Origin of the sequence: Pseudomonas sp., from assembly GCF_030690725.1 — a bacterium.
Classification (GTDB): domain Bacteria; phylum Pseudomonadota; class Gammaproteobacteria; order Pseudomonadales; family Pseudomonadaceae; genus Aquipseudomonas.
The window spans coordinates 39,877-66,425 of the sequence record NZ_JAUYGD010000057.1 but is presented as its reverse complement, the minus strand read 5'-3'; the positions used below and the strand labels follow the sequence as shown (position 1 = coordinate 66,425).

21 protein-coding genes and 1 pseudogene are annotated in these 26,549 nt (G+C 63.0%); 5 read left to right on the top strand and 17 right to left on the bottom strand.

Annotated features, from left to right (window positions below; all coding sequences use genetic code 11):
* The first annotated feature begins 72 nt into the window (after nucleotides 1-72).
* Nucleotides 73-1,095 carry a lipase secretion chaperone gene (locus Q8O69_RS14360; protein WP_305592980.1) on the top strand — a complete coding sequence of 341 codons (1,023 nt, stop codon included), beginning with the start codon at nucleotides 73-75 and terminating at the stop codon, nucleotides 1,093-1,095.
* A 51-nt stretch (nucleotides 1,096-1,146) separates the two neighbouring features.
* Here Q8O69_RS14360 and Q8O69_RS14355 read toward each other — a convergent pair whose 3' ends face one another.
* Together Q8O69_RS14355 and Q8O69_RS14350 are read right to left on the bottom strand one after the other, a co-directional pair.
* Nucleotides 1,147-1,581, bottom strand: coding sequence for a DoxX family protein (locus tag Q8O69_RS14355; protein WP_090253443.1), 435 nt, complete (start codon nucleotides 1,579-1,581; stop codon nucleotides 1,147-1,149).
* A 126-nt stretch (nucleotides 1,582-1,707) separates the two neighbouring features.
* Nucleotides 1,708-3,093 carry a transglycosylase SLT domain-containing protein gene (locus tag Q8O69_RS14350; RefSeq protein WP_305592979.1) on the bottom strand — a complete coding sequence of 462 codons (1,386 nt, stop codon included), beginning with the start codon at nucleotides 3,091-3,093 and terminating at the stop codon, nucleotides 1,708-1,710.
* A 236-nt stretch (nucleotides 3,094-3,329) separates the two neighbouring features.
* Here Q8O69_RS14350 and Q8O69_RS14345 point away from each other — a divergent pair, with 236 nt between their 5' ends.
* Both Q8O69_RS14345 and Q8O69_RS14340 read left to right on the top strand, forming a co-directional pair.
* On the top strand, nucleotides 3,330-4,148 hold the full coding sequence (locus Q8O69_RS14345) for a TatD family hydrolase (protein WP_305592978.1): 819 nt from the start codon (nucleotides 3,330-3,332) through the stop codon (nucleotides 4,146-4,148).
* Nucleotides 4,149-4,256: 108 nt separating this feature from the next.
* Entirely contained in the window at nucleotides 4,257-5,723 is a 1,467-nt protein-coding gene (locus tag Q8O69_RS14340; RefSeq protein WP_305592977.1) for a methyl-accepting chemotaxis protein, read from the top strand.
* On the opposite strand, the gene Q8O69_RS14335 is transcribed toward Q8O69_RS14340, so the two are convergent.
* The 5 genes from Q8O69_RS14335 to Q8O69_RS14315 form a co-directional block, all read right to left on the bottom strand.
* Nucleotides 5,720-6,517 carry an acyl-CoA thioesterase II gene (locus Q8O69_RS14335; RefSeq protein WP_305592976.1) on the bottom strand — a complete coding sequence of 266 codons (798 nt, stop codon included), beginning with the start codon at nucleotides 6,515-6,517 and terminating at the stop codon, nucleotides 5,720-5,722. The two genes, Q8O69_RS14340 and Q8O69_RS14335, sit on opposite strands and share 4 nt — an antisense overlap.
* A gap of 107 nt (nucleotides 6,518-6,624) precedes the next feature.
* The gene (locus tag Q8O69_RS14330) at nucleotides 6,625-7,395 is read right to left on the bottom strand and encodes a CHAD domain-containing protein (protein WP_305592975.1); all 771 of its coding nucleotides are present in this window, start codon (nucleotides 7,393-7,395) and stop codon (nucleotides 6,625-6,627) included.
* Between the two features lie 69 nt (nucleotides 7,396-7,464).
* Entirely contained in the window at nucleotides 7,465-9,459 is a 1,995-nt protein-coding gene (locus tag Q8O69_RS14325) for a DUF3488 and transglutaminase-like domain-containing protein (RefSeq protein WP_305592974.1), read from the bottom strand.
* Nucleotides 9,456-10,412 (bottom strand): DUF58 domain-containing protein, encoded by a 957-nt coding sequence (locus tag Q8O69_RS14320; RefSeq protein WP_305592973.1) that lies wholly within the window; start codon nucleotides 10,410-10,412, stop codon nucleotides 9,456-9,458. Before Q8O69_RS14320 ends, Q8O69_RS14325 begins: the two co-directional genes overlap by 4 nt.
* Nucleotides 10,409-11,326: a MoxR family ATPase gene (locus Q8O69_RS14315; protein WP_305592972.1), complete on the bottom strand. Its 918-nt coding sequence runs from the start codon at nucleotides 11,324-11,326 to the stop codon at nucleotides 10,409-10,411. Before Q8O69_RS14315 ends, Q8O69_RS14320 begins: the two co-directional genes overlap by 4 nt.
* A gap of 169 nt (nucleotides 11,327-11,495) precedes the next feature.
* On the opposite strand from Q8O69_RS14315, the gene Q8O69_RS14310 reads away from it, so the two are divergent.
* Entirely contained in the window at nucleotides 11,496-14,192 is a 2,697-nt protein-coding gene (locus Q8O69_RS14310) for a cation-transporting P-type ATPase (RefSeq protein WP_305592971.1), read from the top strand.
* A gap of 53 nt (nucleotides 14,193-14,245) precedes the next feature.
* Here the strand turns inward: Q8O69_RS14310 and Q8O69_RS22240 are convergent, their stop codons facing one another.
* From Q8O69_RS22240 to Q8O69_RS14295, 4 genes and pseudogenes are all read right to left on the bottom strand, one after another.
* Nucleotides 14,246-14,959 carry a methyl-accepting chemotaxis protein gene (locus Q8O69_RS22240; protein WP_371136143.1) on the bottom strand — a complete coding sequence of 238 codons (714 nt, stop codon included), beginning with the start codon at nucleotides 14,957-14,959 and terminating at the stop codon, nucleotides 14,246-14,248.
* A gap of 141 nt (nucleotides 14,960-15,100) precedes the next feature.
* Nucleotides 15,101-15,517 (bottom strand): annotated as a pseudogene (locus Q8O69_RS22235) (HAMP domain-containing protein); the annotation flags it as partial.
* A gap of 875 nt (nucleotides 15,518-16,392) precedes the next feature.
* Nucleotides 16,393-17,001, bottom strand: coding sequence for a flavin reductase family protein (locus Q8O69_RS14300; protein ID WP_305592969.1), 609 nt, complete (start codon nucleotides 16,999-17,001; stop codon nucleotides 16,393-16,395).
* Entirely contained in the window at nucleotides 17,001-17,279 is a 279-nt protein-coding gene (locus Q8O69_RS14295; protein WP_090386246.1) for a hypothetical protein, read from the bottom strand. The genes Q8O69_RS14300 and Q8O69_RS14295 overlap by 1 nt, the downstream gene beginning before the upstream one ends.
* Before the next feature lie 245 nt (nucleotides 17,280-17,524).
* On the opposite strand from Q8O69_RS14295, the gene Q8O69_RS14290 reads away from it, so the two are divergent.
* On the top strand, nucleotides 17,525-18,550 hold the full coding sequence (locus tag Q8O69_RS14290; RefSeq protein ID WP_305592968.1) for a patatin-like phospholipase family protein: 1,026 nt from the start codon (nucleotides 17,525-17,527) through the stop codon (nucleotides 18,548-18,550).
* 3 nt (nucleotides 18,551-18,553) lie between these two features.
* On the opposite strand, the gene Q8O69_RS14285 is transcribed toward Q8O69_RS14290, so the two are convergent.
* The 6 genes from Q8O69_RS14285 to kdpF all read right to left on the bottom strand — a co-directional run bounded on the left by Q8O69_RS14285 (nucleotide 18,554) and on the right by kdpF (nucleotide 26,422).
* The gene (locus Q8O69_RS14285) at nucleotides 18,554-19,249 is read right to left on the bottom strand and encodes a response regulator (protein WP_305592967.1); all 696 of its coding nucleotides are present in this window, start codon (nucleotides 19,247-19,249) and stop codon (nucleotides 18,554-18,556) included.
* Between the two features lie 10 nt (nucleotides 19,250-19,259).
* A complete protein-coding gene (locus tag Q8O69_RS14280) occupies nucleotides 19,260-21,914 on the bottom strand; it encodes a sensor histidine kinase KdpD (protein ID WP_305592966.1) in 2,655 nt (884 codons plus the stop codon).
* A 5-nt stretch (nucleotides 21,915-21,919) separates the two neighbouring features.
* The gene (gene kdpC, locus Q8O69_RS14275; RefSeq protein ID WP_305592965.1) at nucleotides 21,920-22,486 is read right to left on the bottom strand and encodes a potassium-transporting ATPase subunit KdpC; all 567 of its coding nucleotides are present in this window, start codon (nucleotides 22,484-22,486) and stop codon (nucleotides 21,920-21,922) included.
* Between the two features lie 73 nt (nucleotides 22,487-22,559).
* On the bottom strand, nucleotides 22,560-24,611 hold the full coding sequence (gene kdpB / locus Q8O69_RS14270; protein ID WP_305592964.1) for a potassium-transporting ATPase subunit KdpB: 2,052 nt from the start codon (nucleotides 24,609-24,611) through the stop codon (nucleotides 22,560-22,562).
* Nucleotides 24,612-24,623: 12 nt separating this feature from the next.
* The gene (kdpA, locus tag Q8O69_RS14265) at nucleotides 24,624-26,324 is read right to left on the bottom strand and encodes a potassium-transporting ATPase subunit KdpA (RefSeq protein WP_282876086.1); all 1,701 of its coding nucleotides are present in this window, start codon (nucleotides 26,322-26,324) and stop codon (nucleotides 24,624-24,626) included.
* 8 nt (nucleotides 26,325-26,332) lie between these two features.
* Nucleotides 26,333-26,422, bottom strand: coding sequence for a K(+)-transporting ATPase subunit F (gene kdpF, locus Q8O69_RS14260; RefSeq protein ID WP_090253391.1), 90 nt, complete (start codon nucleotides 26,420-26,422; stop codon nucleotides 26,333-26,335).
* Between the last annotated feature and the right edge of the window lie 127 nt (nucleotides 26,423-26,549).

Below are 26,549 nucleotides of genomic sequence, written 5' to 3'. Positions count from 1 at the left end.
CCAGGGGCTACCCTCAGCCCCTGGCGTTTCTGCCCACCTCGCCGAATCCGCTTGTCCGCCTGAAGAGTGCCTGTGAAAAAATTTCTGCTGTTGTCGCCGCTGTTGTTCGCCGCCTGCCTGGCCCTCGCGCTGTACCTGCAACCCGTGGATATTCCCGCGCAGCTCAGCGGCGATGCGCCACAACCAATACAACGCCCGGATACACCGCCCGCCACACCAAGCCAGACCGACGCGCGAACCAAGGCCGAGCCATTAAAAACCCTGCCCGCCTCATTCGGCGGCACCACGGTGGATGGCGTCTTTCGCCTGGATGCCAACGGCAATCTGCTGATCAGCGAAGACATCCGACGGATCTTCGACTATTTCCTTGCCGCAGCTGGTGAAGAACCGCTGCGCACCAGCGTCGAGCGCCTGCGCGCTTATATCGCCGCAGAGCTGCCGGCCAATGCCCGCGAACAGGCTCTGGCCCTGCTCAACCAGTACCTCGACTACAAACGCGAGCTGGTGCTGCTCGAGCGCGAGCTGCCACAGATGGCCAATCTGGATGCCTTGCGTCAGCGTGAAGCCGCTGTACAAGCGCTGCGCGCACGGATTTTCGATAGCCAAACGCAACAAGCGTTCTTTGCCCGCGAAGAGGCCTACAACCAGTTCACCCTGCAACGCCTGGTGATTCTGCATAACAGCCAGTTGGACGATGCCGGCAAAGCCGCCGCCGTCGACCAACTGCGCAACAGCCTGCCTGCCGAGATGCAGGACACCGTGCTGCCGCAACTGCAAAACGAACTGCGCCAGCAAACCGCGCAACTGCAAGCCGCCGGTGCCAAACCGGAACAGATCCGCCAGCTGCGCCAGCAACTGGTTGGCGCCGAAGCCACCCAGCGCCTCGAAGTGCTCGACCAGCAACGACAAACCTGGAAGAAACGCATCGCCCAGTACAGCACTGAAAAAGCCGCCATCGAAAACAACCCCGGCATGAGCGCCAGCGACAAACGTGCCGCCATTGCCCAACTGGCGGCGGAGAACTTCGATGAGCGCGAACAACTGCGCCTGGAAGCCGCCGAACAGCTGGCGACGCAGAACAAACCCAAACCCTGAAACGTAAAAAGCCCACCGAAGTGGGCTTTTTACTGGCTGCTGCCGAGTCGCTTAACCAGCGATGCGCTTGTCCAGCGACAGCTTGCCAGCACCTTCAATCAGGATCGCTACGCTGATCGCCAGCAGGGCCAGGGCAAACTCATAACCGTTGTTGCTCATAAAGAAGCCATTGGCCAGGTGCACAGTGGCAATTGCCACCACCATGGTCACTGCCAGCACCGCAGCCGCCGGGCGCGCCAGCAGACCGATGATCAGGGCAATGCCGCCGAAGAACTCGGCGCTACCGGCCATCAGTGCCAACAAGTAGCCCGGCGCCAGGCCGATGCTTTCCATCCACTGGCCTACGCCTTCCAGGCCGTAACCGCCAAACCAGCCAAACAGCTTCTGTGCGCCGTGGGCGGCAAAGGTGATGCCGGCGATGATGCGCAGCACGGTGAGGCCGTAGCCAGCTTGGGTCGCAACAACAGATTTGATCAGAGCGTTCATGTGCAGCAGTCCTTGTAGTGGGGAGTTGATGGAGTGAAGATTAAACCAATTAGCCAATATTTAAAGCGGATAAAATCGCTTTACAGTATCGAATAAATTAATAAATCGACATTCTCAACCTGCGCGCTAAGGCTCCAATAGATAGCGCTCGCGGTCATAAGCAAGGTAGTACTTATTCACGCTATTCACATAGCTGACCACGCCCATGCCCATCTGCTCCATAGCCACCCGCTCCACCTGAAAGAACCACTGATTGGGATTCAGGCCGCGCCTGCGTGCTTCTGCCCGCAGGCTCTGCACCCGTTGCGGGCCCATGTTGTAGCCGGCCAGGATAAAGGCCATGCGCTCGCGCTCGTTAAGCTGCGGGCTGTTGAAGTAGTTGCGACGAATCATCGCCAGGTACTTGGCGCTGGCCTGCACATTGTTATCCAGCACGCCGATATTGCTTACACCCACGCTGCGCGCGGCCGCCGGGGTGATCTGCATCAGCCCGGTGGCGCCACCGGCCCCGCGCGCGGCGGGGTTAAGGGTCGACTCCTTAAAGGCCACAGCCGCCAGGGCCAACCAGTCGAAATCATGCTGAGTGGCATAGCGTTGCAGTACCGGGCGGACTTTTTCCAGGCGCTGCCGCTCGGTGCGGCCCAGCGGGTAATGCACCTTGTACAGGCGCCGGTAGACGCGCTGGAACGCCGCGTCCTGATCCGCCGGGTCACGGTAACCCTTGAGAAAGCGATCGATGCTCGCGCCGAGCATCGGTGTGTCGCGACGTACGTACCAGCGCATATCACCGTCGCTGGCCAATTGCAGATGACGGTCCAGGCGCAGCTTGGGCATCACCTTGGCCCAGCGCTCGGCAATTGGCTGCTCGACCGCCGTGACGCTGAAGATGCCGGCCTGGACCATTTCCAGCACGTCCTCGACTGCCAGGCTCGGGTCGACCCATTCGACGATAATCGGCGAACGCTTGCTGTCGATCAGGCGCTGGTTGACCGCCCGCACCGCTTCCCCCGCCACGCTGCCCGCAGGCAAGGCCAGGCTGCGCCCGGAGAGCTGTTCGAGGTTCTGGTAACGGCGGTTACCCTGTTTGGCGACGATGATCAGCGGCACATTGCTGCGGATCGCCGCGCTGGCGCTGAGCTTGCTGCCGCGCGGAATATTCAGCAGTTCACCGGGGGCAACCAGATCACCCTCGCCGCGCTGCAAGGCAGCCAGCAGCTGATCCTTGGCGCGCGGGATGACCTTCAACTTGAGCGTGCGGCCATCGCGCGAGTTGCGATTGAGGTACTGCTCGAAGGCGCGCATGCGCTGGTATTCGACGCCAATGCTCTGGCCTTTGACCTCACCCGAGCTGTTGCGGCTCTGGTTGACCAGCACGCGCAACTCACCACTGCTGCGAATGCTCGCCAGGTCACGGGCGGCCTTGGGCTGTTCGACTTCCAGCGGGCCAGCCACGCGCGCCACCGCTGTACACGACAGCAGCAATAGGCAGCAGGTGAGCAGCACTCGCAACATCAAGGCTCCAGGGGCGAAATCGGCCGACAGATCAGTGCAGCGGCGCGTCTGAACAGGCTGGGTATAAGGCAACTGACCCCTCGCGCGGGGCGCGGAGGTTGGCACAGCCCGCCCATGGATGCCAGCCGACAATCATATGCAACATCATGTATAGGCTTTAACTAACTGTATTTATTGGCTTTTAATCTATTAAAAAAGCTCTGCTATGCTGCCCAATCAATTCAGCAGGTAGCACCATGCAACTCATCGACATCGGCGTCAATCTGACTCACCCAAGCTTTGCCGAACAACGCGAAGCACTCCTCGCTCGCGCTTATGCGGCAGGCATCCAGCAAATGCTGTTGACCGGCACCAGCCTGGCGGAAAGTGAGCACGCCTTGGAGCTGTGCCGGCAGTTGGATGACAGCGCAGAACATTTGTTCAGCACCGCCGGTATTCACCCTCACGATGCCAGCAGCTGGAACAGCGACAGCCATGCGCAGCTCAAGGCCCTGCTGACCGATCCCAGGGTGCGCGCGGTGGGCGAATGCGGGCTGGACTTCAACCGCGACTTCTCACCCCGCCCGCAACAGGAGCAGGTGCTGGAGCAACAACTGGCCCTGGCGGTGGAACTGCAATTACCGGTGTTTCTACACGAGCGTGATGCTGACGAGCGCCTGCTGGCGATCCTGCGGCACTTCCGCGATCAGCTGCCGGCGGCCGTGGTGCACTGCTTTACCGGGGAAAAGCGCGCGCTGTTCAACTACCTGGATATGGACCTGCATATCGGCATCACCGGCTGGATCTGCGACGAGCGCCGTGGCAGTCATCTGCATCCACTGGTCAAGGAAATCCCCCGCGGCCGCCTGATGCTGGAAAGTGATGCGCCCTTCCTGCTGCCACGCAGCCTGCGGCCGAAACCAAAGAACGGGCGTAACGAGCCGGCGTTTCTGGTTGAGGTGTTGCGTGAAGTGGCGCAGCACCGCGGTGAAACCGAACAGGTAGTGGCGGCCCATACCAGTGCTGCGGCCCAGGCCTTCTTCAACCTGCCTGCATTCAAGGGCGCGGCCAGCTAATTAGTCCAATTAGCACAGTGCGGTTGATAAGGATCAATAGATCCGCTGTGAGGTTGGGCGACACTACTGGCACTTTGCCAAGCCTTCACCTCACACAGAGACACCTGCATGGGCCATTGGATCAGCGACCTTTCCCTGAAGTACAAATTCTGGGCCGTAAATGCCGTAGCTTTCTTTACTACGCTGCTGCTGGTGCTCTACGCCCTGCACCTGGAACAACAGGTGCACCAGCACGCCGCCAAGCAGGCTGCGCAGCAGCAGGCACGCTTATTAAGCCAATGGCCGCAGGAGCTGGCCTTGCCGAAGGTCGGCAATCTGCTGAGCGTTGCCAGCGGGCAGACGCCACGCCTGCCGGACAATCAGGGCAGCGCCCTGGCCAACGCACGTGGTTGGGTCGACTTAAACGGTAGCGATGGGCTGATCGGCGCCGAAGTCATCGTCCGTGAAGACGGCCAGCGCCTGGCCATCACCGCTTCGGCACCGAGTCTGACTGAGGTGTTTTTCGACCGAGCGCCTAGTTACGCCCTGGTCGTTGCGCTATTGATGCTGCTGTTGCTGGCAGCCTCGCAGTTGTTGATTCGCTTTCTGCTCAGCCACCTCAACACCCTCAAGGACGTGATGCTGCAGGTGGAAAAGAGCGGCGATCTCCGCGCCCGTGTGCCACTGGACTGCAAGGATGAAGTGGGCCAGATGGCCAGCGCCTTTAATGCTATGCAGGCTGGCTATCAACGGGTGGTCGGCATTGTCGCCCAGTCGGCAGCACAGCTGGATGAGGGTGCCAAGCGTCTGGCCGGCAATATGCGCGACGTGCGCCAGGGCATGCTCGAACAGCAGAGCGAAACCGAACAGGCGGCCACGGCGATTAACGAAATGTCTGCCACCGTGCACCATATCGCTGAGCACACGGCTGATACCCGCGACCAGTCAAAAAACGCCGAACACCTCGCGCAGAGCGGCCAGCAGGCGGTCAACCGCGTGAGCCTGTCGATTTCCGGGCTGTCCAGCGGCGTGCAGCAGACCGCGCAGATGATCGAACAGCTGGCGGTCGACAGCCAGAAGATCGGCGGCGTGGTCAGTGAGATTCACGGCATTGCCGAACAGACCAATTTGCTCGCCCTGAACGCTGCCATCGAAGCCGCCCGCGCCGGCGAAATGGGCCGCGGCTTTGCCGTGGTCGCCGATGAAGTGCGCAACCTGGCCAAGCGCGTGCAGGACTCCACCGACGTGATCACCCAGATGATCAACACCCTGCAAAGTGGCACCCGCGATGCTGTGGACTTTATGCAGGACAGCTCGATCAAGGCCGATGAATGCGTCAAACAGGCCGGTGAGGCCGGCCAGGCATTAGTCGCCATCACCGAATCCGTGGCGCTGATGCGGGAAAGCAATACGCAGATCGCCGTGGCGGCGGAGCAGCAGAGCCAGGTGGCCGAAGAGATGAACCGCGCGGTGATCCGCATCCGCGACGTCACCGAGCAGACCGTCGGCCAGACCGGACAATCGGCCGTTACCAGCAGCGAGCTGGCCAACCTGGCTGGCGAGCTGAACAAGGCTATTCGCCAGCTCAAGCTCTAGCCAAATACCGCCACGGTCTGCCGACTGATCGCCAGCAGCTCACCAGCCGGTGACCACAGCGCCGCCGCAACATGGCCGTAACCATCACGGGCATGCTCGATCTGCGCGCGGTACAGGCACCAGTCCAGGGTACTCAGCGCGCTCATCGGCTGGACGAACTCGATGGTCCAGGTCAGCGAGCTGCCCGGCGCCGGCGCACTCAGGTGCGGCAGCACCGCAGGTGGCCAGGCATCCACCAGCGCCAACAGATGGGCCTCATTGGCAGGTTCCGCGCTGCCTTGGTCGCGCAGGCGCACCCAGCCGCCCATTTCACGCGAAGGATTATTGGTAAAAGGCATGCCGCCAAACGCCCAACGCATGGCCAGAAAACGCGTGAACTCAGGGGTGACGTTAGGGATATACGGCAGCTCCTGGCACTCCTCCACCGCCTTGGCTTGCGGCGCGGGATCGGCCTGCACGGCGATGCGCGACTCACGCCCGGCACCAAAGCTGCCCTGCACCAGGGTTACCACCTGACCATCCTGGATCGCCCGGCCGAGCACCTGGCTGACGGCCTTGCCTTCGCGCAGCACTTCCACTTCAAAGCGTACCGGCACATCGGGGGCGGCCGGGCCTACAAAGGTAATCGCCAGGGAACGCGGCGGTCGCCCGCTCGGCACCTGAGCGCGCATGGCTTCGTACACCAGCGCCGCTACCAGACCGCCAAAACTGGCGCGACCTTGCCCCCACTGCGCGGGAATCAGCACCGCCTGAGGATTGTCGCGCACCGCCTGGAGTAATTCGGAAAAGCCCATAACCACCTCGAACACTGAAGATGCGGGTGATCTTAGGGCAAAGGCGAGCACAGATGACATGACATTTCGGCCAAACAATCCGAAGGTATAACGACTTTTCCGCCAACTCAGCAGCTGCGAGCAAAACCTGCGGTCAATGCCTGCAGGGCCAGATCGGCCTGCTGCTCGGCGCTTTGCATTGCTTCACGCCAAATTGGCACGCATGGCTGCAAATCCGCTTCGGCTTCGGCGCGCAGCAGCCACTGCCAGTGGTCGTGCCAATCACCCAGGGCTGACTGCGCCTGTTTCAGCTGCATACGCGTGCGCCCGGACAACTCGGCCAGCTGCGGATAGGCCTCGGCGGCATAACGCAGACGCTTGACCAACAAGCGCAGGCGGTGACGGTCATGGGCGGGGTCAAGCAGGGCCTTGGCTAATTGCTTGCGATCCTTGCGCAAGCGCTGCCTGATCAGCTTGTGCAGGCCACGCAGTTGCCCACTGCTGGCCGCCTGGCGCCACTGCTGCGGCCAGTCATCCAGCGCGCTCAGCAGATGCGCCAACGGCGCACTGTCCAGCAGCTGCAGGTAGCCCTGCTGTAACAGGGACTGACGCGATTGTGCGGCGCTATCGAGCCCTTGCTGCTGCAGATAGCTCAACAGTACCTCAAGGTCGCGCAGCGGGCCGGTCAAGCGGCCCAACTCGGCCGCGCGCTGCTGCAAGTCCTCACAGACGGCGACCGAGGATAACGGCCGCAACAGGCTGCGCAATTGACGCAAGGCGATACGCAGATCGTGCAGGGCCTCATCGTCAGTAGTCACCCGCAGCCGTTCACGGCAGGCAAACAAGCGCATCTGGATGCGCAGTACGTGTCGTGGCACCTCATCAATCAAGCCTTGCATCGCCTCACTCCTGTGAAATTGCTCCCCAGCTTATGCGCTTATTGCTTAGCCACAAGTGGCCAATGGTCGCTATGAATCCAAACGGGTAAGCCGCCAAGGCAACGCCCGCCGCAGGGCCTTCAAATGCTGACGTAACTGCACGGCAGAAGGTTCCTGCCCGGCATAACGCTGCGCCTCGAAGGCCGCCGCAAAGTCGCCAATCACCTGCGCCTGGGCCGGCATCAGCAAGGCTGCCCGTACGGCATAGTCGCGCGGCCCTTCGCCGGGCTTACGCGGCACACCATGGCGCGCCAGCAACCCCTCGAAACGACGGAATAGCCGCTGCTGCACATCGCGCTCACGCAGCCAGGGCTTGAACAGCCAGAGTGACAACAGACCGAGCAGTAGCGCCCCGCCACCGACCAGGCCAATCACCAGCGACTGGGCATCCACCCGACCCAACCAGCGCTGGAGAAACTCCAGCTGCTGCTGGCTCTGGTAGCCCAGCACCCAGCGTTGCCAGCCGTAATTGACGTTGTCCCAGGCCAGCCGCACCTCATTCAACCAGCTGAGGTTGCGGTAGCGCAGCGGGGAGAAAGGCGAATCTTCGAGAAAGCTCTGTTCACCCGCCAGGGCCTCTTCCAAGCCCATGTCGATGCGCTCGGGCGCCACCTGGAAGGTCGGGTCAACACTGACCCAGCCCTGCCCCTCTTGCCAGTACTCAACCCAGGCATGGGCATCAAACTGACGCACCTGCACATAGTTGCCGGCCGGGTTGTATTCACCGCCCTGATAACCGGCTACCACCCGCGCCGGAATGCCCGCCGCGCGCAGCACATAGGTCATGGCCCCGGCGTAGTGGGCGCAGAAGCCGCTGCGGGTCTCGAAAAGGAAATCATCAATATTATTCACGCCCAGTGTTGGCGGGCGCAGGGTGTAGGCATAGGGCTCGCGATTGAAGTGGCTAAGCAGCGCCTGCACCAGTTGTTCGGGCTGCGGGTGCTCACGTTTAAGTTGTTCTGCCCAGGCGCGAGTGCGTGGCTCGCCCTGATCCGGCAACTGCAGGGCGCGACGCAGGACTTCCTTAGACGGCTGCGGCTCACGCAGCGCCTCGGGCCAGGAGGTGGCTTGATAAATCAGTGGGCGGTCCACTGGCTGCCGCCGCTGCAAGCGGAAATCACTCATCTGCCGGGTCTGCTCCAGTGAGGTTTCCGCCACATCCAGGGCAAACAACCAACGCTGTGAACTCGGCTGCATGACAATGCTGTAGCTCAGCACCTCACCCTGTTTCTGCCACTGCGCAGCGGGGCCAAACTCGGCGTATTCGGATTGCGACCAACGCCGTCCATCAAAGCGATCCAGGGTCAGCGCGCGCCAGTACAACTCACTGCGCGGCGGGGTTTCACCGGTAAAACTGGCGCGAAACGCCAGGGCTGCGGAGCGACTTAGATCGGCAATATCCGCCGGGGCCATGCTGTCCGAAAGGCCCGTGGTGGCCTTGTCATTTGGCACCGGCAACGACCACAACGGCCCCATGCGTGGGAAGAAGACAAACAGCAGCAACATCACCGGCAACGCCTGCAGCAGCAGCCCGCCAGCCAGACGTGCGGTCGGCCAGGGCTGAGTGGCCAGGCTGCTCTGCTGCAGGCCAATCAAGGCTGCGAGTAAAGCGGTGACCGGTAGCAGGCTGTAGAAGGCCATCAGCATGCTGTCATCGAACAGGTAAGCGGTGACCACCACAAAAAAACCGAGAAAGATCAGCACCAGGGCATCACGCCGCGTACGCATCTCCAGCAGCTTGAGCACAAAGGCTGCGACCAGCAGCACCACCCCGGCATCCAGACCGATCAGGCTGCCACGGGAAAGAAATACCCCAAGCGCCGCCGCCAGCATCAAACCGCCCTTGGCCCAGGCATTCGGGTAGCGCGCACGCATGCGGAAAATCTGAATGCGCCAGGCCGCACTGCCCAGCCACAGGCCGATGATCCACAGCGGTAAATGCGTCAGATGGGGAATAATCACCAGCACCTGGGCTACCAGTAGCCAGGTCAGGCTGATCCGCGGGATCACGGCAATACGGCTCATGGCGCACGCCCGAACAGCGCCAATGCACGCAAGCAGGCATCACGGTGCAGCTCGCCGCTATCGGCGCCCAGTACCTGGCCCGGCAGGCACAGGGCAAAGGGTTGCTGACGCTCGGACAGCTGCAGCACCCAGTGGCAGAGCAGCGACAGACGGGTTTCGACATCACCGGCCAATGCATCGAAATCCAGGTACAGATCACGCCCAGTAATCGAGGCGAAATCCTTGACCAGCAATCCCTGACCACGGGAATAGGCTTTCCAGTGCAGACGTCGCTTGGAATCACCCGGCTGATAAGTCTTCAGCCCTTGGTAATCGTCCACACCCTGACCATGGGGCCGACTGCCCTCCTCTTCCTGATCCTGGCTCGCGCCGGCGGACAGCGGCAGATCGCCGGGCAATGGCCGCGGATAAACCAGCACACGCTGATCCAGATCGACCCAACTCCAGGCCACCAGAATACCCAGCGGGAAACGACTTTCGACTCGCAGACGACCGGGCCGTAGCCAGCCGCGCTGCATCGCTGGCAGGTTTAACTGGCACTCGGTCACACCCTCGGCCGGCACATCCAGCGTCTGCAATTCGGCCGGTGGCCAACCCAGGCTGACGGCCTGATGGGGGCGCTGGCTGCTTTCCAGGCGCACGCGAAAACCGGCGGGTTCGCCAACAAATACTGCCGGCGCACTGCCGGCCTTGAGGATCATCCCGGCCAGATTGCGGTAGGTGTGCAGAATGGCGACGACAAATACCGAGGCCAACAAAAAGGTCAGGCCATAAGCCAGGCTGTTCTGGTAATTGATCGCGGCCAGCAGCATCAACAACAACGCCAGCATAAAGGCCACGCCGACGCGGCTAGGGATGATAAAGATCCGCCGCTGATTCAGGCGCACACTGCTGGCTGCCGGAATACGCCGGGCCAGCCAGCGGTTCCAGCGCGGTCTGAGCTGGGCGATCAAAGCGCCGGCACCTCACGCAGCAACCACTGCACCAGGCTGCCCGCGCCATGCCCGGCCGGGTCGGCGCGCTCGCGCAGGCGATGGCCAACCACCGACGGCAGCACGGCCTGTACGTCTTCCGGAATCACATAATCGCGTCCAGCGAGGAAGGCCCAGGCCCGCGCCGCCGCCAAAAGCGCCAGGCTGGCCCGAGGCGACAGACCCCAAGCAAACTGCGGCTGGGTGCGGGTGGCATCGACCAGGCGCAACACATAGTCGATCAGCGCGTCGCTGGCACGCACCTTAGGCACTTCGGCCTGCAGCAGAGCCAGTTCAGCGTGATCCAACAGCGCCGGCAGGGTGGGCAGCAAAGAACGCCGCGAGTCGCCCAGCAGCAGGGCCTTTTCCGCGGCCTTGCCGGGGTAGCCGAGCGATAGACGCATCAAGAATCGGTCCAGTTGCGACTCGGGCAAGGCGAAGGTGCCGCCCTGGCTCACCGGGTTCTGCGTGGCAATCACAAAGAACGGCTCGGGCAGCGGCCGGGTCGCGCCTTCGATGGTCACCTGGCCCTCCTCCATGGCTTCGAGCAGCGCACTCTGGCTTTTCGGCGTGGCGCGATTGATTTCGTCAGCCAGCACCAGCTCGGCAAAAATCGGCCCCGGGTGGAAGATAAATTGCCCGGTGTCCTTGTCGAACACCGAGGTGCCGAGGATGTCACCGGGCAGCAGGTCAGAGGTGAACTGGATGCGCTGAAAACTCAACCCCAGCACCCTGGCCAGAGCGTGACTGAGGGTGGTTTTGCCCATGCCGGGCAAGTCCTCAATCAACAGATGACCCTGGGCCAACAAACACGTCAGCGCCAACCGCACCTGCGGCTCTTTGCCCAGAAGCACTTGATTGACCGTCTGCAGCACAGTTTCCAGTTTGGCGCGCATGTATCACTCCTTTAAGACAGATTGGCGATGCTACTGCGCCACGTTGCCACGGCATAGCGGCTGGAAACCTTTACTGACGAACTTGTGAGCCATTCAATTGATCCAAGCCAACACCCACCTCGTTTGTGGTGTTTAGGCTAAAGGCCCGAACAGCGCTGGAGCACATCGAATGCAAGCGCCATCTGGTCATGACTGGCACGCCCTGCCAGGGCAACAAAGCCTGCAACACCTCAACAGCAGTGTCCAAGGCCTGGACAGTGCCGACGCCGCCCAGCGCCTCAGCGAGCACGGCCTCAACCTGCTGCCGCAACAGCAGGCCAGCGGGCCGTTAATGCGCTTTGCCCTGCAATTTCACAACCTGCTGATCTACGTCCTGCTCGGCGCCTGCCTGCTTACCCTGCTGCTGGGCGAATGGCTCGACAGTGCGGTGATCTTTGCCGTGGTGCTGATCAACGCCCTGGTCGGCTTTGTTCAGGAAGGCAAAGCCCAGCACGCCATGCTGGCGATTCAGCAGATGCTTAGCCTGGAAAGCCGGGTGCGCCGCAACGGCCAGGTGCACAGCATTGCCGCCGAACAGCTGGTGCCCGGCGACTGGGTGCTGCTGGAGGCTGGCGACCGCGTGCCCGCCGACCTGCGCCTGCTGGAAACCCGCGACCTGCGCATTGATGAAGCTGCGCTGACCGGTGAATCCCTGCCCGTGGATAAACACCAGGATGCAGTTGAGCCAGCAGCCAGCCTGGCCGACCGCCGTTGCATGGCCTACTCCGGCACCCTGGTGAATGCCGGTAGCGCCGCAGGCGTGGTGGTGGCCACGGCCAAACAGACCGAGCTGGGCAAGATCAGCCATATGCTGGAAAACGTGGTCAGCCTGCAAACTCCGTTGCTGGTCGACATGGCCAAATTTGCCCGCCACCTGACCCTGGGCATTCTCGTTCTGGCGCTGCTGACCTTTGCCTTTGGCGTACTGCTGCGCGGCTACAGCGCCGAGGACATGCTGCTGGCCGCAGTCAGCCTGGCCGTGGCGGCCATTCCCGAAGGCCTGCCGGCGGTGCTGACGATCATTCTCGCCCTAGGCGTGCAGCGCATGGCCAAGCGCCGGGCGATCATCCGCCATTTGCCAGCAGTTGAAAGCCTCGGCGCGGTCACGGTGATCTGCTCGGACAAGACCGGCACCCTGACGCGCAACGAGATGACCGTGCAGCAGGTGTTTACCGCCGCCCATCATTACAGCGTCGATGGCGTCGGCTATGCACCGCAGGGCAGTATTCACTGCGATGACGGCCAGCTGTGCCAGCTGGACGCCGCCGATGACCTGCGCGAGCTGGCCCGTGCCGGCCTGCTGGCCAATAACGCCAGCCTGCGCAGCGGCGAGAACGGCTGGAGCATCACTGGCGATCCCACCGAAGCCGCCCTGCTGACCCTGGCCGGCAAAGTCGGCCTGGAGCTGCAGCATGAGGCGCGCAACCTGCCGCAGGTCGACGCCATCCCTTTCAGTTCCGAGCAGCGCTGCACCGCCAGCCTGCACCATGACCATGCCCGCCATGGCCTGATCTATATGATCGGCGCGCCGGAGCGCCTGCTCGAAGCCTGCAACCGCCAATGGCGCGATGGCCATCCCGAACCGCTCGACCCACGCCACTGGCACCAGGCCCTGGACAGCGGCGCCAGTCAGGGGCTGCGCATGCTCGGCCTGGCCATTCGGCCGCTCGGCGAACCGCAGCAGACCCTCGACTATCAGGACCTGGACGGCGATTACGTGCTGCTTGGTCTGGTCGGTATGCTCGACCCACCCCGCGAGGAAGCCATTGCCGCCATCGCCGACTGCCACAGCGCCGGCATCGCGGTGAAGATGATCACCGGCGACCATGCTGGCACCGCCAGCGCCATTGCCCAGCGCCTCGGCCTGGGGGATGGCAAACCGCTGACCGGGGTCGATCTCGATAACCTCAGCGACAGCCAGCTGGATCAGTTGCTACCTGCCACCAACGTATTCGCCCGCACCAGCCCGGCGCACAAACTGCGCCTGGTTGAACGCCTGCAAGCCTGCGGCGCGCGGGTGGCGATGACCGGTGACGGCGTCAACGACGCGCCGGCCCTGAAACGTGCGGACATCGGCATTGCCATGGGCATCAAGGGCACCGAAGCGGCCAAGGAAGCGGCGCAGATGGTCCTGGCCGACGACAACTTCGCCACCATCGCCCATGCGGTCGAGGAAGGTCGCACGGTCTATGACAACCTGAAGAAAACCATCCTGTTTATCCTGCCCACCAATGGCGGTGAAGCGATGATCCTGCTGGCGGCCATCGCCCTGGGGCTGACCTTGCCGATCACCCCTTTGCAGATTCTCTGGATCAATATGATCACCGCCGTAACCCTGGCGCTGGCCCTGGCGTTTGAGCCGGCAGAAGCCGACCTGATGCGCCGCCCGCCACGCGACCCCAAGGTCAATTTGCTCAGCCGGCATCTACTCTGGCGCGTGCTGTTTATCGGCACGCTGATGACCCTGGCCAGCCTGGGCCTGTTCCTCTATACCCAGACGCTGGGCTGGAGCCTTGAAAGCAGCCGCACCCTGGCGGTCAACGCGGTGGTTGCCTGCGAAATCGGTTACCTGTTCAGCAGCCGTCGCCTCGAAGGACCGGCGAACTTCGGCCTACGCGACAACCCGATGATCTGGAGCATGGTCGGCCTGTTGCTCAGCCTGCAACTGCTGCTCACCTACTGGCCGGCCATGCAGCAGATCTTCGCCACCGCCGCCCTGCCGGCATTCGCATGGGGTTGGTGCCTGCTGGTAGCGCTGGGGGTATGCGCCTGCGTTGAAGCGGAGAAGTGGCTGTTGCAGCGACTAAAATGCAGCCAGGAGCCATGACAAACGCCCCGGAGCCCTGCCGAAATGTCCTCGGCAGCCGCTCGCGGGGGCTTTTACAAGCGAAAGCGCCCCGCCATGCCCTGCAGCTCGCGGCCCAGTTCTGCCAGTTGAATGCTCGAGCTGGCGGACTCGTCCATGGCCAGCGCGGACTGATCGGCAATATCGCGAATCGAGGTAACGCTGCGGCTGATTTCCTCCGCCACCGCCGTCTGCTGTTCGGCGGCGGCAGCAATCTGCTGGTTCATCTCGAAGATCTGGCTGACTGCTGCGGCGATTTCCGCCAACGCGCCTTCGGTCTGGTTGGCATCCGCCACAGTCTGCGTCACCAACACGCCACTCTGGTGCATGTCCGCCACGGAGCGCCGCGTGCCCTCACGCAGGGTGGCGATCAGCCCTTCGATTTCCGCCGTGGACTGCTGGGTGCGCCTGGCCAGCGCGCGCACCTCATCGGCCACCACGGCAAAGCCCCGGCCCTGCTCGCCCGCCCGCGCCGCCTCGATGGCCGCATTGAGCGCCAGCAGGTTGGTCTGTTCGGCCACGCTCTTGATCACATCCAGCACCGAATCGATGCGCTGGGTGTCCTGGCTGAGCCGCTCAATGCTCTGGGTGGTGGTCTGCATGGCACTGGCCAGTTGGTTGATCCGTTCCAGGGTCTGCTGCACTACAGTCACGCCACTGCTGACCCGGCGATCCGCCTGTTCGGTGGAAGACGCTGCGGCCTCGGCATTGCGCGCCACCTCATGCACGGTGGCGGTCATCTCGCTCATGGCGGTAGCGACCTGATCGGTCTCGACCTTCTGCCCATTCACCCCCAGCCGCGTTTGCTCGGTACTGGCTGACAGCGACTGCGCCGACGCAGATATTTGCAGCACCCCGCCCTGCAGGCGCCCGACCATCTCGCGCAGGTTGCTGGACATGCCCTGCATGGCCGCCTGCAACTGGCCGATCTCGTCGCCACGTTGCACCTCGACCTGCACGCTGAGGTCGCCGTCGGCAATGCGCCGCGCCTGCTCGATCACCTGCTTGAGCGGGCGCACGATCAGCAGGGTGATGGTCAGCGTCGCCAGCAAACCAATCAGCAGCGCCAGTGCCGTGGCTAGCACGATCAACCAGGTACTGGCCTGCAATTGCCCATTCAGGCTGGCCTTCTGCCGCCCATAGGCCTGATCGACCAGGGCCAGAATGCGCTCGGCCTGCTGCACCAGATTCTGGTATTCGCGTTTTTGCTGCTGCAGCAGCCCGGTGTATTCATTGAGTCGGTCATTGAAGGAGTTGACGTTGCCGATCACCTCGGCCAGCACCGCCGCATAACCGGGGTCCTCCATGGCATCACGCAGCTCACCGGCTAGTTTCTGGGCGTCGATGGCTTCCTGAATGCTGGCCGGGGTCGCCTCGCCACTGCTGCGGCTCTGTTCCAGCAGCACGCGGGCCTGATCCAACGCGCGCAGCAACAACTGATGCACCTGACTGATCTGCCCGGCCTGCAGCACGGACTCGGCGCCCTGCAGGCCCTGACTGCTCTTGAGCAGATCGACACCATCTTCGGCCAAGCCATCCTTGAGCAAATCCAGGCTGTTGGACGCGCTCACCACCAGCCAGGTGGCGGCTTCCAACGACAGGTGCATATTGTCGCTCTGCTCGACATAGCGATCGAAGGCCGCGCGATAGGCCGTCATGGCCTCGGCCACCTGCTCCAGCCCGGCGCGCTCGGCTTGCGGTAATTGGGCCTGCAACGCAGCACTGGCGTCGAGAATCTGCTGCGCCTGTTCGTGCAGCCGGGTGGCGTGTTGCTTATCGCTGCTGAGGACGAAATCCTGCTCGCTACGGCGGATCTGCATGACCTGGCTATTGATCGCGCTCATGCGTTCGAGCAGCGTCGAACGCGCACTGACATCGCGCAACGCCAGAAACCCAGTGGCCGCCACCAGCGCGGTGAGCGCCAGAACAATGCCAAAGCCCGAGGCCAGTTTGCTCGCCGTGCTCAAACTGGCGACCCGCCGCTGCACCACAGTCCACATAGCTCCCCCTGCCCGAATGACCACAAGACAGCCCTGCGCTGTCTGCATTCAAGATTGGCAACATAGGAGCACAGCCGTGCTGGCGACAAGCCAGCAGGCTGGTGCATGGTGCTAATAGCTAAACGGAGGTCGCTTTTGCGTCGATTCGTGCGCCTAGGCGTGGCCGCAGGCAGCCACGCGCATCAGCCAGGGCGGCGCATTTCGAAGGTATCGCGGGTACGGCTATAGGCCATGCCGCCCAGACGCCCAACCAGATCGAGCGTGTGCGCATCGATACGGCCCTGCTCATTGAGCACCGCATCGTCGATATGCGCCAACAGCACTTCGGCGAAGATCAGATGGCAATTGGGCTTGTCTGCCGGGTAGGCCTGAATCTGCGCCACCCGGCACTCAAAGGCGACCGCCGCACCGGCCACCCGAGGCGGTGCGACTCGCTGCGAAGGCTGGCTGGCGATGCCGCACTGCTCGAACTCGCTGATGCCGTAGGGCAGCACCGCCGCGCTGGCATTCATCGCCTCGGCCTGGGCAAAGGACACCAGCTGAATCACCAGCTCGCCGCTGGCTTGCACATTCAGTAGGGTGTCCTTGAGGCCACCATCGGCGCGGTGATTGACGTTGACCATCAGGGTCGGCGGGTCATCGCTGATCACCTGAAAGAAGCTGAACGGCGCCAGGTTGTTAACACCCTCGGCCGATTGGCTGGAGACCCAGGCAATCGGTCGTGGGGTGATGGTCGACGCCAGCCAGCGGTAGCGTTCGAGCGGTTCGAGTGCGCTGAAATCCAGTTGCATCAGCGGCCTGCTCGCGACTCACGGATATAGAAACGGGCACGCTCGGACTTCGCCGTACAGCCCTTGTAACCCTCGAACTGCTGCTGGGTTTTCGCCGCCGTCAGCAGCGACAACGCCTTGGAGTAACTCACCGTACCGGCAAAGCCCTCAGCCTTGGCCAGGTCCAGCTCGCGCCAGGCGGCGTCCAGCTGATTGGCGCAGCTGTTGCGATAAGCCGTTTTCCCCGCACAACCGCTTAGCACCAACAGCAGCATGGGCAACACGATCCACAGTTTCATCAGGTAACTCCTGCAAATAGACAGACGATTGACTCGGCAGCACAACGCATCGCCGTCAATGTTCGCGATGCATCAATACAGCCAGTAAGACGCGTAGAACAGAGAAAAGTGCCGACACTGCTGAAACCGCTCTAGCCAGCCACAGCGGGTAAACTCGAATGCGCTGGATACTAGCAAATCGCGCCTTGGCGGCGCGCGGCACGGCGCGTATGTTCGCGAGATAAATAGTGATGGGGGACGTCAGGATGAGTAAGCGCATTGCCCTGGTACTGGGCTCCGGTGGTGCGCGCGGTTATGCGCACATCGGCGTGATTGAAGAGTTGGAAGCCCGCGGTTATGAAATCGCCTGCATTGCCGGCTGCTCCATGGGGGCAGTGGTCGGCGGCATCTACGCCGCCGGCAAACTCAATGAATACCGTGAATGGACGCAGAGCCTGGATTATCTGGACGTGCTGCGCCTGCTTGATGTGAGCTTTCGCTTAGGGGCGATTCGCGGTGAAAAGGTCTTCGGCAAGATTCGCGAAATAGTCGGCGAGATCAATATCGAAGAGCTGCCCATCCCCTTTACCGCAGTAGCCACCGACCTGACCAACCAGCAGGAAATCTGGTTCCAGGAAGGCTGCCTGCACCAGGCCATGCGCGCCTCAGCTGCGATACCCAGCCTGTTTACCCCAGTGGTGCAAGGCAAGCGCATGCTGGTCGATGGCGGCCTGCTTAACCCATTGCCCATCGTCCCGGTGGTGTCCGCGCACTGCGATTTAATCGTCGCGGTCAACCTCAACTCGGCCCATCAGCAACACTACGAGCTACCGATTATCGAACGCGCGCCAGCGCTCAAGGGCCGTTTCGACCTGCTGATGAGTTCACTCGGCTCGCGCCTGCCCTCGTTCAAACGCAAACCTGGGGAAGACGACGAACTGCTTCTGCTGGAAGACCAGAGCCATGCAGTCCAGCCTGAAGCCATCAATCCCTGGCAGCAGAACGCTCGCGGCAGCCTGGACAAACCCGCCGCGCCGAAATCCGCCAGCGGCTCGCGAGTCGCCGACCTCAGCGGCCCCGCCTCACTGCTGGAGCTGATCAACCAGAGCTTTGAGGTGATGCAAACATCCTTGGCCCAGTACAAGATCGCCGGCTACCCGCCGGACATCCTGATCAACGTGCCCAAGCGGGTATGTCGTTTCTTCGAGTTCTACAAGGCGCCGGAGCTGATCATGCTGGGCCGGCAGATTGCCAGCGATACCCTCGATAAGTACGAGCGCGGCGACCGCTAGAGCCTAGGCGGAATCGCGCAAGCGATAGCCAACCCCGGCCTCGGTGACGATAAAACGCGGCGCGGTGGGCTCGTCGCCGAGTTTCTGCCGTAAGTGGCCGACCACCACGCGCAGATAGTGGCTGTCCTCGCCGTGGGTTGGGCCCCAGATGTCTTTGAGCAGTTGTTGCTGGGTCACCACCCGACCGATATGCCGCGCCAGTTGCGCCAGCACCGCGTACTCCTTGCGCGTCAGGCTGACCTCGACGCCATCGAGGCTGACCCGGCGGTAGGCGAAATCCACCTGCAGCGGGCCGCTGCTGACCGCCGCGCTGGCTTGCTCCACACCGCCGGCCAGGCGCAGCAAAACGCGCACTCGGGCGAGGAATTCCTGAATGCCAAAGGGTTTGGTCACGTAGTCATTGGCGCCGCCATCCAGCGCCAGGACCTTTTCGCCCTCGCTGGCGCGCACTGACAGCACCAATACCGGCACCTGCGACCAGGCGCGCAGCTCGCGCAGCACCTGTTGGCCGTCCATATCCGGCAGGCCGAGGTCGAGCACCACCAGGTCCGGCTTGCCCAGCGCGGCTTGGGCCAGGCCTTCCTGCCCCGTAGCGCCTTCCAGCACCTTGTAGCCCTGAGCCGTAAGGCTAATGCGCAGAAACTTGCGAATCTGCGCTTCGTCGTCGATGACCAGAATGGTCGCGGGGTTTTGGCTCATCGGCTATCCATCACTGTTCTTCTTCCATCTGCGGCTGGGTGTGCAACGGCAGGTGCAGGGTCAGGCTCGCGCCCAGGCCACCCAGCCCTTCGCCCACGGTCACCCGGCCGCCATGGGCGCCGAGCATGCCCTGGCAGATCGCCAGGCCCAGACCAGTGCCCTGGCCACCGCGATCACCCCGGGCGGCGGTATAAAACATATCGAAAATCTTCGTGCGCTCATGCTCGGGAATACCCGGCCCCTGGTCACTGACACTAAAGCGCAGTTCTTCGGCATCCGCTTCGATGGCCACGCGCAAACACCCCTTGGGCGGGGAAAAACGCGCCGCATTCTCCAGCACATTGACCAGCGCCTGTTCGATCAACGCGGCATGCACATAGAGCAGCGGCAGCTGTTGCGGCACCTGTATCTCCAGCTGCAAGGCGGACAGTACCGGGCGCAGACGCTGGGTCGCACTGGCGACAATATCCGCCGGGGCCACCCAGTCACGCGCCAGTTTCAACCCGCCGTGACCCAAGCGGGTCATGTCCAACAGGTTCTGGATATAGCGGTCGAGGCGCTCGGCCTCATCGCGGGTGCCTTCCAACAACTCACGGCGATCCGCCAGGGGAATCTGCTCACCCAGGGCCAGCAGGCTGTCGATTGAGCCGCGCATGGCGGTCAGCGGCGTGCGCAGGTCATGGGAGACCGAGGCCAGCAGCGCGCTGCGCAGTTCCTCGGTCTGCCCGTGCAAACGCGCGGCTTCCAGATCCTCCGCCAGCTGCGCGCGTTCCAGCGCCTGGGCCAAGGGCTGGCCCAGCGCCGTGAGCAGGCGCCGTCGCTCGGCAGGTAAGGCCCTGCCGTCCTTGGGGCTGATCCCGAGCAGCAGCAACGGCCCCTCTTCACCCGACAACGGCAACCACCACCAGCGCCCGTCCGGCAAGGTACCGGTGCCCAGTCCGGCGGGCTGATCGTGCTGCCAGGACCAGTCCGCCGCCGCCCGCTCCAGATCGGTGAGCAGGCGCTGCGCCCCCGCCTCCACCTTCCACAGCGCATCCGGGCTACGCGACAGCAAGCTGACCTCGACGTCCTGCCACAGACCCAGCTGCTGCATGGCCGCTGCCAGAACCGCCTGGCGGTCGGTGGCCGCCGTCAGCTTGCGCGACAGTTCCAGCAAAGCGCTGGTTTCTCGTTGGGTCTCACGCAGCGCCTGCAATTGCTGGCGCTGGCGGCTGGCCAGATTGCCGGTCAGCCCAGCCATCAGCAGAAAGAACAACAGGGTCAGCACATCTTCCTGGCGGTCGATGGTCAGGGTCAGGGTCGGTGGGATAAACAGAAAGTTGTACGCCAGAAACGACAGCCCGGCGCATGCCATGGCCGGACCCAAACTGCTACGCACGGCAACGACCAGGACCGCCGCCAGCAGGATCAGCGAGATATTCGGCAGTTCCAGCACGCGGGATAAACCCAGCGCCACGGCAGAGGCCAGCAGCGTCGCCAGCAAGGCCAGCAGGTAGTCACGCCAGACTACAGGCTGGCGCCGCCGCGACAGGGCCGGGGTATGGCTTGCCTCGGTATCCAGCACGCTGATTTCCAGGCCCTGCCCGCGCTGCAACAAGCGCTCCGCCAGGCCCCGGCCAAGGTGCCAGATACGCCGCAGACGTTGTCGGCTGCGGCCGACCAGTATCAGGCTGGCGCGTCGCTCGCGGGCATGCTCGATCAGGGTTTTCGCCACCTCGCTGCCGCGCAGGCTGACCACCTCACCGCCCAGACGTTCGGCCAGCTGCTGCGCGCCTTGCAGGTAGCTCAAACGGGTTTCATCGCGCTCACCGCCGGTGTCCACATAGACCACCGACCAGGGCAGATGACGGCGCTCGGCCACCCGGCAGGCATGTCGCACCAGCCGTTCGGCCTGAGCATCGCCGTCGATGCCGACCAGCAGGCGGCCGCGCAGTGCAGGCGCTTGCTGACCTTGCTGGCGGTAGCGTCGGCTGAGATCCGCATCGACCCGCGCCGCAGCAGTCTGCATCGCCAGTTCGCGTAGTGCGGTGAGGTTGGTCTGGCTGAAAAATGCATCGATAGCGGCGCGCGCCTGTTCCGGCACATACACCTTGCCCTCACGCAGGCGCTCCAGCAGCTCGCGTGGCGGCAGGTCGATCAGCAGAATCTCGTCGGCTTCCTGCAACACCCAGTCCGGCAGGGTTTCACGCACTTGCACGCCCGTAATGTCGCGCACCTGATCATTCAGCGCTTCGAGATGCTGCACGTTGACCGTGGTGTAGACGTCGATGCCGGCATCCAGCAGCTCCTGCACATCCTGCCAGCGTTTGCTGTGGCGACTGCCAGGGGCATTGCTGTGCGCCAGCTCATCGACCAACAGCAGCTTTGGCGGCTTGGCCAGAATGCCGTCGAGGTCCATCTCGCTCAGCGCCACGCCACGGTATTCCAGACGCTGCTGCGGTTGTTGCGGCAAGCCGCTAAGCATGGCCTCGGTTTCCGCGCGGCCATGGGTTTCCACCACGCCCACGCGCAGGTCGACGCCCTGGCGCAATTGCGCCTGCGCCGCCTGCAACATGGCGTAGGTCTTGCCCACGCCAGGGGCGGCACCGAGAAAGACCTTTAGCCGGCCACGCCCTTCTCGCGGCATTTCATCGAGCAGGGCATCGGCGCGTACAGCATCACTCATGCAGGTTACTCAGCTTTGGCGGGAGGCGAATTGTCGGCCAGCGCCAGGTTAAGCGCCAGCACATTGACCACTGCCGGGCCAACCAGTGGCTTTTCCACATGCTGTTCGATCAGTCGTTCCAGGCTGGCCGCAGGAATGCCCCGCGCCGTGGCAATACGCGTTACCTGATAACGGGCAGCCTCGGGCGACAGATGCGGGTCGAGACCGCTGCCGGAGGTGGTCACCAGTTGCATGGGGACTGCGCCCTGGCCTTCAGCCTGCAAGCGCTGCGCATCTGCAGCGATCCGCTCGGCCAACGCCGGGTTGCTCGGTGCCAGGTTGCTCGCGCCACTGGCTACGGTGGCGTAACCACCGGCTGAAAGGCGTGGCTGAAACCACTGCGCGCCCTCGAAGGGTTGCGCCAACAACGCACTGCCTAGCACTTCGCCTTGTTGATTGTGCAACAGGCTGCCATTGGCCTGCGCCGGGAACGCCAGTTGCGCCACGCCGGTAACAGTCAGCGGATAGACCACGCCGGTGACCAGGGTCATAAACGCCAGCACGCTAATGGCTGGGCGGATTTGCTTAAACATAATGATTCTCCAGTTTGTAGGGTGGAAAGCGCTGCGCGGTTTTCCACGGAGTGTCCATCCACCCTACGATTGCTTAAACGAGGCCGACGGCCACCAACAGCAGATCAATCAGCTTGATCCCGACAAAGGGCGCCATCAGGCCGCCCAGGCCGTAGATCAGCAGGTTGCGGCGCAGCAGGCTGGCGGCATCGGCGGCTTGTACACGCACCCCGCGCAGGGCCAGTGGAATCAGCGCGACGATGATCAGCGCGTTGAACACAATGGCCGAGAGAATGGCGCTCTGCGGGCTGTGCAGCTGCATCAGGTTGAGCGCGCCGAGCTGCGGGTAGATGCCGGCGAACAGCGCCGGGAGGATGGCGAAGTACTTGGCCACATCGTTGGCCACCGAGAAGGTGGTCAGCGCGCCGCGGGTCACCAGCAGCTCCTTGCCTACCTGCACCACGTCGAGCAGCTTGGTCGGATCACTGTCCAAGTCGACCAGATTCGCCGCCTCACGCGCCGCCTGAGTGCCATCGTTCATCGCCAGGCCCACATCGGCCTGGGCCAGGGCCGGGGCGTCGTTGGCACCGTCGCCGCACATGGCGACCATCTTGCCTTCGGCCTGCTCACTGCGGATGCGCTGCAGCTTCTTCTCCGGGGTGGCTTCAGCAATCACATCATCGACGCCCGCTTCGGCGGCGATGGCGGCGGCGGTCAGCGGGTTGTCGCCGGTCACCATCACGGTGCGGATGCCCATGGCACGCAGTTCGGCAAAACGTTCGCGAATACCCGGTTTCACCACATCCTTGAGGTGAATGGCGCCGAGCAACTGACCGTCACCGGCTACCAGCAAGGGTGTGCCGCCGCTCTGGGCGATCTTTTCGATTTCGCGGGCCAATACCGACGGTACGTCGCTGCGCTGGATGCCCAGATAAAGTAGCACCGCATCCACTGCACCCTTGCGGTAGCTGTGGCCGTTGTAGTCGGCGCCGGACAGGCGCGTCTCGGCACTGAAGGCAATCGATTTGATCGCACTGCGCTCAGGCTCAACCATGGTGTTCAGCGCACGCAGGTATTCGACAATCGACTTGCCTTCTGCGGTGTCATCCGCCAGCGAAGCCAGCAATGCTGCGTCGCTGAGTTGCTTGCCGGATACCCCTGGCGCCTTGTACAGCGCGCTGCAACGGCGGTTACCGAAGGTGATGGTGCCCGTCTTGTCGAGCAACAGTACGTGCACGTCCCCCGCCGCTTCCACAGCGCGGCCGGACTTGGCGATCACATTCAGACGCACCAGGCGGTCCATGCCGGCGATACCGATGGCCGAAAGCAAGCCGCCGATGGTGGTCGGAATCAGCGTCACCAGCAGCGCCACCAGGTACACCAGCGGCAGGTCGCCGTCGGCAAAACGAGCGAACGGCTGCAGCGTCGCCACCACCAGCAGGAAGATCAGGGTCAGGCCGATCAGCAGAATATCCAGCGCCACTTCGTTAGGCGTCTTCTGCCGCTTGGCACCTTCAACCAGGGCGATCATCCGGTCCAGGGTCGACTCGCCTGGATTGGCGGTGATCTTCACCAGCAACCAGTCGGAGACCACCCGGGTGTTGCCGGTAACGGCCGAACGGTCGCCACCGGACTCACGGATCACCGGCGCAGACTCACCGGTAATCGCCGCTTCGTTGACTGCGGCGATGCCTTCGACGACTTCGCCGTCACCAGGGATCAGTTCGCCGGCCTCGACGCGCACGATATCGCCCCGGCGCAGGCTGCTGGCCGCCACGGTCTCGAACTGCTGACCATTCTTGCGCCGCGCATTCAGACCCTGGCTACCGGCCTTGAGACTGTCTGCACGGGCCTTGCCACGACCTTCGGCAAGCGCTTCGGCGAAGTTGGCAAACAGCACGGTAAACCACAGCCACAGAGCGATCTGCACGGCCAGGCCGGTGGAGACCTGAGGGTTGGGGATAAAGCACAGCACGGTGGTCACCACGGCCGTCAGCTCGACCACCAGCATCACCGGTGAGCGCAGCAGCTGACGTGGATCAAGCTTGACGAAAGCCTGGCGCAGCGCCGGTTTCCACAATGCAGCGAGGGAGGTTTTCGGGTGTTGCTGGGCGCTGTTCAGCGCCGGTTCGGTACGGGCGTTCATCATGGTTCTCCCTTAGAAGCCCTGAAACAGAGTCATGTGCTCGGCAATCGGGCCGAGGGCCAGTGCCGGCAGGAAGGTCAGGCCGCCGACCAGCAGAATGGTCAAGGTCAGCAAGGTGACAAACAGCGGGCCGTGGGTCGGGAAGCTGTTGCTGCCAACCGGCGCGCGTTTCTTCGCCGCCAGGCTGCCGGCAATCGCCAGAATCGGCAGGATGTAGCCGAAACGACCGAGCAACATGGCCAGACCAATCATCAGGTTGTGGTACGGCGTGTTGGCGCCAAAGCCGCCAAAGGCCGAGCCGTTGTTGGCGGTACCCGAGGTGTAGGCATAAAGAATCTGGCTAAAGCCGTGGGCGCCTGGGTTGGTGACCGAGGCCGCCGGGCCCGGCAGGCTGGCCGCCAGGGCGCCAAATACCAGCACGCCAATCGGCATTACCAGCAAGGTGGCCACCAGCAGGCGTACTTCGCGGGCTTCAAGCTTCTTGCCGAGGTATTCCGGGGTGCGGCCGATCATCAGGCCGGCGAGAAATACCGCGATCAGCACAAACAGCAGCATGCCGTAGAGGCCAGCACCGACACCGCCGAAGATCACTTCGCCAAGCATCATGTTGAACATCGGGATCATCCCACCCAGCGCGCTGAAGCTGTCGTGCATGGCGTTCACCGAACCGTTGGAAGCGGCCGTGGTGGTCACCGCCCACAGTGCCGAGGCCGTGGTGCCGAAGCGGCTTTCCTTGCCTTCCAGCGAACCGCTCTGCTCAATCGGCAATGCGGCCAACGCAGGGTTCGGCTGATGCTCGGCATACAGAGTGCCGCCCAAACCGACACTGAACAAAATCAGCATGCAGGCCAACAGCGCGCGGCTCTGGCGCAGGTCTTTGACGTAATGGCCAAAGGTGAACAGCAGCGCAGCGGGAATCAGGATTATCGAGGCCACTTCGAACAGGTTGCTCCAGGCCGTGGGGTTCTCGAACGGATGCGCCGAGTTGACGCCGAAGAAACCGCCGCCGTTGGTGCCCAGTTGCTTGATGGCAATCTGGCTGGCTGCCGGCCCAAGTGGCACAACCTGATCGGTGCCGCCGATGGTGTGCGCAGTGACGTATTCAAGGAAGGTTTGTGGCACGCCCTGCCACACCAGAAACAGCGCCAGAACCAGGCAGAACGGCAGCAGACCGTAGAGTGTGGCGCGGGTCAGATCGACCCAGAAGTTGCCGACGCTATTGCTCGAACGCCGCGCGATACCCCGGCAGAACACCACCAGCACGGCCAGACCGACTGCCGGGCTGACGAAGTTCTGCACGCCCAGGCCAACCATCTGGCTGAAATAGCTCATCTGCGCTTCGCCGCTATACGCTTGCCAGTTGGTATTGGTGACGAAACTCACGGCGGTGTTGAACGCCAGCGTCCACTCCAACCCCGGCAATTGCTGCGGGTTGAGCGGCAAACTGCCTTGCAGCATCAGGATGGCGAACAGCGTCAGCAGGCTGATCAGGGTGAAGGCCAGCAACGCCAGGCTGTAGGTTTTCCAGTCCTGCTCGCGGTTGCTATCGACACCGGCGATCCGGTAGCACAGCCGCTCGACCGGCTGCAGCACGGGGCTGAGCCAGGTTTTTTCGCCTTCCATCACGCGGTACAGGTAACGCCCGATAAAGGGCGCCGGCAGCAGAACCAGGACGAAGAACGCCAGGATCAAAGTGAAATCGTAACTGTGCATATGCGCCCCTACGCCTGATCAGCGCGCAGCAGCGCAACCAACAAATAGATGAAAAGTCCCAAGGCCAGGCCTAGGGACACCCCGTCGAGAATGCTCATGTGTTTGCTCCTTGTTACGGTGGCTACCGCTTGGGGCAAATTGTCGGCAACCAGGGCGTAAAGGAACGAGTGCGGGCGATGCCGCCCGGCATAAAGAAAGCGTAAAGATCGCGGGCCACGGGCAAAA

What these genes read in the sequence shown, in the direction of transcription:
- Q8O69_RS14355 (WP_090253443.1), bottom strand. Translation starts at nt 1,581, where the DNA reads ATGAACGCTCTGATCAAATCTGTTGTTGCGACCCAAGCTGGCTACGGC.
- Q8O69_RS14350 (WP_305592979.1), bottom strand. Translation starts at nt 3,093, where the DNA reads ATGTTGCGAGTGCTGCTCACCTGCTGCCTATTGCTGCTGTCGTGTACA.
- Q8O69_RS14345 (WP_305592978.1), top strand. Translation starts at nt 3,330, where the DNA reads ATGCAACTCATCGACATCGGCGTCAATCTGACTCACCCAAGCTTTGCC.
- Q8O69_RS14340 (WP_305592977.1), top strand. Translation starts at nt 4,257, where the DNA reads ATGGGCCATTGGATCAGCGACCTTTCCCTGAAGTACAAATTCTGGGCC.
- Q8O69_RS14335 (WP_305592976.1), bottom strand. Translation starts at nt 6,517, where the DNA reads ATGGGCTTTTCCGAATTACTCCAGGCGGTGCGCGACAATCCTCAGGCG.
- Q8O69_RS14330 (WP_305592975.1), bottom strand. Translation starts at nt 7,395, where the DNA reads ATGCAAGGCTTGATTGATGAGGTGCCACGACACGTACTGCGCATCCAG.
- Q8O69_RS14325 (WP_305592974.1), bottom strand. Translation starts at nt 9,459, where the DNA reads ATGAGCCGTATTGCCGTGATCCCGCGGATCAGCCTGACCTGGCTACTG.
- Q8O69_RS14315 (WP_305592972.1), bottom strand. Translation starts at nt 11,326, where the DNA reads ATGCGCGCCAAACTGGAAACTGTGCTGCAGACGGTCAATCAAGTGCTT.
- Q8O69_RS14310 (WP_305592971.1), top strand. Translation starts at nt 11,496, where the DNA reads ATGCAAGCGCCATCTGGTCATGACTGGCACGCCCTGCCAGGGCAACAA.
- Q8O69_RS22240 (WP_371136143.1), bottom strand. Translation starts at nt 14,959, where the DNA reads ATGAGCGAGATGACCGCCACCGTGCATGAGGTGGCGCGCAATGCCGAG.
- Q8O69_RS14300 (WP_305592969.1), bottom strand. Translation starts at nt 17,001, where the DNA reads ATGCAACTGGATTTCAGCGCACTCGAACCGCTCGAACGCTACCGCTGG.
- Q8O69_RS14295 (WP_090386246.1), bottom strand. Translation starts at nt 17,279, where the DNA reads ATGAAACTGTGGATCGTGTTGCCCATGCTGCTGTTGGTGCTAAGCGGT.
- Q8O69_RS14290 (WP_305592968.1), top strand. Translation starts at nt 17,525, where the DNA reads ATGAGTAAGCGCATTGCCCTGGTACTGGGCTCCGGTGGTGCGCGCGGT.
- Q8O69_RS14285 (WP_305592967.1), bottom strand. Translation starts at nt 19,249, where the DNA reads ATGAGCCAAAACCCCGCGACCATTCTGGTCATCGACGACGAAGCGCAG.
- Q8O69_RS14280 (WP_305592966.1), bottom strand. Translation starts at nt 21,914, where the DNA reads ATGAGTGATGCTGTACGCGCCGATGCCCTGCTCGATGAAATGCCGCGA.
- kdpC (WP_305592965.1), bottom strand. Translation starts at nt 22,486, where the DNA reads ATGTTTAAGCAAATCCGCCCAGCCATTAGCGTGCTGGCGTTTATGACC.
- kdpB (WP_305592964.1), bottom strand. Translation starts at nt 24,611, where the DNA reads ATGAACGCCCGTACCGAACCGGCGCTGAACAGCGCCCAGCAACACCCG.
- kdpA (WP_282876086.1), bottom strand. Translation starts at nt 26,324, where the DNA reads ATGCACAGTTACGATTTCACTTTGATCCTGGCGTTCTTCGTCCTGGTT.
- kdpF (WP_090253391.1), bottom strand. Translation starts at nt 26,422, where the DNA reads ATGAGCATTCTCGACGGGGTGTCCCTAGGCCTGGCCTTGGGACTTTTC.